Source organism: Spirosoma sp. (assembly GCF_048594605.1).
Lineage (GTDB): Bacteria > Bacteroidota > Bacteroidia > Cytophagales > Spirosomataceae > Spirosoma.
Genome location: NZ_JBMDWV010000071.1, coordinates 1 through 6,722, shown reverse-complemented (window position 1 = coordinate 6,722; position 6,722 = coordinate 1). Strand labels below are relative to the sequence as shown.

Here is a 6,722-nt window from a genome sequence, read left to right as displayed (position 1 = left end):
GAGTCGGTAAATCACCCTGACCTGCACTGTGTTTTCGATCAACTGATCGGCGAAGGCAAGTGGATTCCCTGCCGAAATGTCGGTACGTTTCCGATACGTTTTCCATCCGATAAAGACCCGATGGACACCGGGTGGCACGTCGATGCCAGCTTTCCAGGCGCTGATCCGTCCAACTATTTTGAGTGGCGGGTGAATGTACGCTCCAAAGGGCGCGCCTTATTGATGCTGGTTTTGTTTTCGGACGTAACGGAATCCGATGCGCCAACAATTATCCGCAAAGGTTCGCATCTGGACGTAGCCAAACTACTCGCCGACAAAGGCGATGCGGGTTTATCGTTTATGGACCTGGCCGAAAAATTGGACACGCTTTCGCACAAGGAAGAAGTCCTGGCAGTCGGTCAGGCCGGGACTATTTACCTGTGTCATCCGTTTCTGGTTCACGCTGCGCAGGCACACCGTGGGCTAACTCCAAAATTCATGGCACAGCCGCCCTTGCAGCTACGTAATGAACTGAACATCAGCGATACGTCAGACGAGTTTGCGCCCGTAGAAAGGGCAATACGGTTAGCATTCATGAGCTAGTGACTTTATATTGTCAGGCCAGTGACAACTATCGGTCTGACAATATCCAAACGCTATACTCTTCAATTCGTATGACCGAATACCAAACTCCGAAAGATCGTGCCTATACAGAGATGCTCATCAAATCCGCTCAAAAAGAAGCAAACGCATTCCTCAATCTGAAATACACCGCCGAACGAAAAGATGGCGTCATCCCTATCAAGTACCGGGAACTGATGTCGGTGGCGGTAGCTCTGACAACCCAGTGCGCCTACTGCATCGAATCTCATATCAACAATGCCGTCGAAGCCGGGGCTACGCGAGAAGAGATTGCCGAAACCGTATTTATTGCAGCAGCGCTTCGGGCAGGTGGGGCCGTCGGTACCGGTCTTATGGCCATGCGTCTTTTCGAAGAAGCCCGCTCGGCAAAGGAGTAAACGACCTCTTAAACGGCTACGGAACTATTCGTCCGCTTTTATCAGACAGAGTAAGGGTTCTTTGGACGTTAATTTCGTCCAGAAACGATTCATCGTGGGACACTACGATGAGCGTACCCTGGTATTCATTGATGGCTGCCGTCAGAATTTCGATGCTCTGAATGTCCAGATTGTTAGTGGGTTCGTCGAGCACAATAATGTCCGGTGCCTGCTGGCTGATGGTGAGGCAACAGAGCATCAGCCGCATTTTTTCGCCACCACTCAGGGCCGAGCAGGATTTATCCCAGTCGTCTTTACCAAACAAAAAACGGTTTAACCGGATTTTGACTTCATGTTCCTGCAAAGCTGATACGTTGAATCGCTGAGCCTGTTCGTAAACCGTTAACGTATTGTCGATGAGGGAATAATCCTGATCGATATAGACGGATTTGTTATCGGCCCGATAAACGGCTCCCTGAATGGGGTCCAGTTGCCCCAGAATGATCTTGATGAGCGTCGTCTTTCCCGAACCGTTCAAACCTTTCAGCGCGATGCGTTCACCACTGGCGAGCTGGAAACGTAGCGGTTCGGTCCACAGCGATTGGTTTTCGTAACTGAAATCAATGTCGGTCGCCGAGAACAGGATTTTGCCTTTGTGCAGCGCCGAATTGTCGAAGCCAAACCGCATTTTGTCCGTGTCAGTCAGGTTTGAACGCAGACCCTGTAGCTCTTGGGCAATACCGTCGATCTTCTCGGTATGAACTCCTTTCAGGCGCGACGTGCTACGTTCGGCATTGTTTCGAAGGGTGTTCATCATGATTCGGGAAACCCCGGCCTGTTCCTGCTTCTTTTTGCCACGCGCGTCGAGTTTCTGTTTGCGTTCTGCCGTTTCGCGTTCAACTTCTTTCGCTTTCCGCAAGGCTTTTTCCCGGCTGTGAATGTCCTGATTCAGGGCGTTGCTTTCAATCGCTTTCTGTGCTACGTAGAAGTCGTAATTGCCGCCGTAGACCGTAATACCCCGCTTGCTCAGTTCATATACCTGATCGAGAAGATTCAGCAGTTTTCGGTCGTGACTCACCACCACCAACGTAGCAGTCGTTGAGGTAACATAATCGTATAACAACAGCCGACCGGCGGTGTCCAGGTGGTTGCTGGGTTCATCGAGCAGTACTACGTCGGGTTCGTGAATGGCAATGCCCGCCAGAAACACCCTCGTTTTTTGCCCACCGCTCAGGGTGTGCATCGACTGCGCCAGATCCAGATCGGCCAGTTGCCAGTGGCTCAGCGCTTCGCGGCAACGCTCTTCGATGGTCCAGTCATCGTTCAGCAGGGAGAGGTTTTCTTCCGTTACGTTGCCGTCAAGAATTTCCTGTATGGCCCGTAGTTTACTGTCAATTTGGAGTGCCTGTGCTACGGTCAGATCGTTAAATTGTCCAAACAATTGCGGGACGTAGTACGGGGTTGAATCGACTTTTACCACGCCTTCTGACGGTTGCCATTCGCCCGCCATAAGTTTCAGCAGGGTCGATTTGCCAACGCCGTTATTGCCAATCAGGGCAACTTTATCGTGACGATTGACGATCAGATTCAGATCGTCGAAGAGTAAATCTTTGTTTGGATGTACGTAGGATATATGCTGTAAATAAATCATAATTTCTTTCGGAAGAGGTGAATAATTCGAGCAAACCGCTTAGCGGCTACACGACTGATTTCCCGGAAAGAAACTAGATCCTACATGGATGAGACGTATTGACTTGTGATTACAAAGGTAAGGGATTTTTTTCGACAGGATTTTCACTGACAAAATAAAGCATATCAATCCTGTCGAAAAACTACCGGATAAACGGAATCCAGACCTGCATTTCCGATTGCCCCCGGTTGGCCCAGGCGTAGTACGGAATCAAACGAACGCGGGTCGAAACCGGCGCTTTGTCGGACACTTCGCGGTAGAGTTGATTCGTCCAGTTGCCTTCGTTTATTAGTTTGGCGGTACCTTCCAGCGCCATTACGTTGCTGTTGTCGATTTTGGCAGGCGTTGGTTTGAAATCATTTTTCGCCGAAAGTGCTACGTTCGTCAGTTTGGTATTTGCGTTGTCCGTCGACTCCAGACAGTACACAACCGGGCCCCGTTTCACGGCAACCTGATTCCGATTTTCTTCTACCAATGGATTCGCTTCAATCAGCTTTACGGGCATCGGTAGGTTAATAGAAACCTTATCCCCCGCTTTCCATGTCCGGTTGATTTCGGCATACTCACCTGATTTTAGGGACGTAGTAACCGCTTTTCCGTTCACGTTGATCGTTGCGCCCTGACACCAGCCGGGAATTCGGACAAATATTGAAAATGGTTTGGCCGGAGCCTGTTCCAGTTGCAACGTAACGGCGCCATCCCAGGGGTAATTGGTGGTTTGCGTCAGACGTAGTGGCGAACCATCTTTCAACGTAGTGTTCAGCTGGTTACCGGCAAACAGATTCAGCCACAGCCCTTTATCGGAAATACTGTACGCATAGCTACTCACCTCGGACACGGTACGTACTGTATTTGGCGGGCAGCAGTTCGACAGGCGAATGTACGGTTGACGGCCACCCATCCAGCGCATCTGATACGGGTAATCGTCGGACGCACTCAGCGGATTGGTGTAGAAAAATTTCGTGCCGCCCAGATTCACCCCCGACAGAATGGCGTTGTACAACTCCAGTTCCATAATGTCGGCGTATTTGGCTTCGCCCGTAATTTGCAGCATCCGGTAGTTCCAGAGCAGGTTGCCGATGTTGGCGCAGGTTTCGTTATGGGCCGAATGATTGGGCAGTTGATACGCCTTGCCATACGCCTGATGGATTTTCTGCACCGTATCGGGTTTGTAGGACGTACCTTCCGGCGAAACGCCGTCGTACAGTGCGCCACAGCCGCCCGTTACGTACATTTTCCGGTTCACTACGTCGTCCCACATCAAATCCAGCGTTGACAGCAACGTACTGTCGCCGGTTTCGGCAAATACGTCGGCGGCCCCGGCGAACAGGTAATTCGCACGCACGGCATGGCCAATTACTTTTTTCATTTGCCGAAACGGTACGCGGTCGGAGTTATCGTCGGTACCTTCCGAAAGTCCGCGAATGTCGATCAGCTTTTTGGCTAAGGCCAGGTATTTCGGATCGTGCGTCGTGCGATACATCTCCGTGATGCCCATGTAGTGCGACGGACAAATGGCGTTACGTGCCTGTTCGGGACTGGCGTTGTTATAAAAACCAATCAGGAAATCAGTCGCTTTTTTGGCGATGTCGAGCAGCGATGTTTTGCCGGTAGCTCGGTAATGCACACAGGCCGCCGTCATCAGGTGACCAAAGTTGTAGGCTTCAAAGCTGAGCTTATCGTCGAACATCTTTTTCTCCCCCGTTTTCTTCTGCTGGATAATCGCCTTGGTATATACGTAGCCATCGGGCGCCTGCGCTTTGCCAATCACGGCAATGGCTTTGTCCATCTGCGCGTCCAGCTTCGGGTCTTTGGTGAGCGCGTACATACTCGCTACCGACTCCAGCGTTTTATAAAAATCGCCGTCGTGGAAGGATGGGCCTTTGAAATTGCCCGATTCTACACCCGCTGCGATCTCGAAATTCCGAAACGCATGGCTGATTTTTGGATCGGTGTACGTATCCCAGAGGTGCGGTACCATCGAATCCCGGCAAACGGCGAAGCGGTCGGCCCAGAAGCCGGTAGTCCATTTCACAGCGTTCAGATCGGTGCTTTCCAGCCGCGCAAATTTGCTCTTCGACGTATTGACGAGGGCATTGGTTTGTCCCTGCGAAATATGCGCTAATGCTAATAATGATAAAGCCAGAGCAGCGGATGTGATGGGTTTACGCTTGATAATCATAATGGACGAATTGCCTGAAAACCAAAATTAATAGCAATAATCCTCTATCAACTATAAAATTTTCTCTGGAAGTTGTAGGATGTTAGCTTAATCCATCCGGCACCAACAATAATGCCTACTGAAGTTTCTTTTCGGCCAGCGCCGTCCCTTCTATTCGAGCTTTGATTTTGGCAAAAGCGATGTCACGGGCGGTAGATACATCATCAGCAAAAGGCGAAAAACCGCAATCATCCGTCGTACCAAGCTGATTAGCAGGGAGAATCTGAGCAGCCTCCAGTATTAACTCGCTAATTTCCTGAGCAGTTTCTACGCGGGAATCCAATACGTTCGTTACACCTAAAAACACACGCTGATTCGGCTTAAGACTTCGTTTAATAGCCGATAACACACCAGGTTTGTTCGCTTCAGCAGCATATTCCAGGTAGAAGTTGCCCGCGTTCAGGTCAAACAGGTAGGGCAGCAATTCATCGTAGCTAATATCGGCACTGTGGGTCGAGTCATGATCACCACCTGGGCAGGAATGTACACCAATCCGGGCCTGGTCGGCTGGACTAAAGCGATTTAATACCTGATTATTCAGATCGATAAATGCTTTCAGCAGTTGTTTGCTGGGATCTAACTTAATGGCTAGTCTGGCTTCCGTAAAGTCGATTTGCACCGTATAAGCGTCGGCCAGAAAGCAGTTTCGAATTTCACGTTCGGCTTCATTAATCAGGTCAGCTACAAACGCTTCCTGGCTGTAGCCCTCAATGCCGCTCTGCGGATAAAGCAGACTGATGGCAGAAACGGCAATAACGGCTTGTTTTATTGGACGGTTGGTAAATTTCTGCGCCCGTTTTAGAAACGTATCAGCCGAATGTGCGTAACGAAAGGGGCCTTTTGAAATAACAGGTAATTGGCGCGTGTGTCCATCCGCAAAAGGAATCACCACACCATTAGGCAACAGGCCGTCGAGACCCGCAATAGGATAGGTCGCAAAGCTGGGTTTGGATTGCTCACCATCGGTAATTACAGGCGATCCGGTTTCTTCAAAGGCAGCAATAGTCTCCTGAATGGCCTGGTCGGTTAGCCGGTCGAGTTCAGCCTTTGTAATATCTTTCCTGGCAAAGGCGGTCATGGCCTGCTGAAGATAGGCAGGCCGGGGTATACTCCCAATAGGTTCGGTACGTAAAAGAGTCATATTCGTATCGGTTAAAAATGATTAGAGGGGATTGTGTTTTATCAGGCAACAGTACGGCGTCGTAATCGGGCGATGTAAGCAAATAGCCCCAGCCCGGCTGCCAGCGTCCCGATAGACAGTAACCATTGCGGAACAGATGGCCTGATTACGATCATTGCACCAATGAATTGCACTACTAAAATCACGTACAGTAATCGGGCGATAATTGGCCGGGCAAGTTTTGTGATTACAAAAGCGCCTAACGGAGCAAAGAAAACGACAACGGGAATACAGGTAAGCCATAATTCCAGCGACTCCTGGCTAAAATCGCGGAGTATCTGGGCATGCAGAAAAAAGCCTAACAAGGTTTCAATGGTCATGATGATTACTGATGACGGAGTCGCCACTTTCTCACTGAGTCCGTAGTAAATCGTGACCAGACAAAACGTAAAGATATTTATGCCCGTCCCAAAGATAGATGAGATAACCCCTCCTACCAGCCCGAATAAAGCCAGGCGAATCATATCGGTCGAATCGAAGTTGGGGATGGCGTCAAAAATGATGCGGGACGGATTACGGTTCTCTCGCCAGAGCGTGATACCAAAACTCAGCCATAGAGAGACAAAAAATAGTTTGGCGGCTACAGGAGAGATAAGGGGACCAACGTAGTAGGTCCCGAAAATAAGGCCAAAAACACCGCCCAGCGTTACGTAT

General features: G+C 50.0%; 6 protein-coding genes. 2 read left to right on the top strand and 4 right to left on the bottom strand.

Annotated features, from left to right (window positions below):
- Together ACOJS8_RS04165 and ACOJS8_RS04160 are read left to right on the top strand one after the other, a co-directional pair.
- Positions 1-582, top strand: a 582-nt coding sequence (locus ACOJS8_RS04165; protein WP_420147271.1) for a phytanoyl-CoA dioxygenase family protein, incomplete at its 5' end; no start/stop codon positions are given.
- Positions 583-653: 71 nt separating this feature from the next.
- Positions 654-998: a carboxymuconolactone decarboxylase family protein gene (locus tag ACOJS8_RS04160; protein WP_420147270.1), complete on the top strand. Its 345-nt coding sequence runs from the start codon at positions 654-656 to the stop codon at positions 996-998.
- Between the two features lie 16 nt (positions 999-1,014).
- Here ACOJS8_RS04160 and abc-f read toward each other — a convergent pair whose 3' ends face one another.
- The 4 genes from abc-f to ACOJS8_RS04140 form a co-directional block, all read right to left on the bottom strand.
- Entirely contained in the window at positions 1,015-2,628 is a 1,614-nt protein-coding gene (gene abc-f, locus ACOJS8_RS04155; RefSeq protein WP_420147269.1) for a ribosomal protection-like ABC-F family protein, read from the bottom strand.
- A 181-nt stretch (positions 2,629-2,809) separates the two neighbouring features.
- Complete coding sequence (locus tag ACOJS8_RS04150; RefSeq protein ID WP_420147268.1) at positions 2,810-4,849, bottom strand: aceric acid hydrolase; 2,040 nt, start codon at positions 4,847-4,849, stop codon at positions 2,810-2,812.
- Between the two features lie 115 nt (positions 4,850-4,964).
- Positions 4,965-6,029 carry a cobalamin-independent methionine synthase II family protein gene (locus ACOJS8_RS04145; RefSeq protein WP_420147267.1) on the bottom strand — a complete coding sequence of 355 codons (1,065 nt, stop codon included), beginning with the start codon at positions 6,027-6,029 and terminating at the stop codon, positions 4,965-4,967.
- Positions 6,030-6,070: 41 nt separating this feature from the next.
- Positions 6,071-6,722: sulfite exporter TauE/SafE family protein (locus ACOJS8_RS04140; RefSeq protein WP_420147266.1), on the bottom strand; the 652-nt coding region annotated here is incomplete at its 5' end.

Bases quoted from the DNA above. Each gene is read 5' to 3' on its own strand.
- ACOJS8_RS04160 (WP_420147270.1), top strand. From the start codon at position 654: ATGACCGAATACCAAACTCCGAAAGATCGTGCCTATACAGAGATGCTC.
- abc-f (WP_420147269.1), bottom strand. From the start codon at position 2,628: ATGATTTATTTACAGCATATATCCTACGTACATCCAAACAAAGATTTA.
- ACOJS8_RS04150 (WP_420147268.1), bottom strand. From the start codon at position 4,849: ATGATTATCAAGCGTAAACCCATCACATCCGCTGCTCTGGCTTTATCA.
- ACOJS8_RS04145 (WP_420147267.1), bottom strand. From the start codon at position 6,029: ATGACTCTTTTACGTACCGAACCTATTGGGAGTATACCCCGGCCTGCC.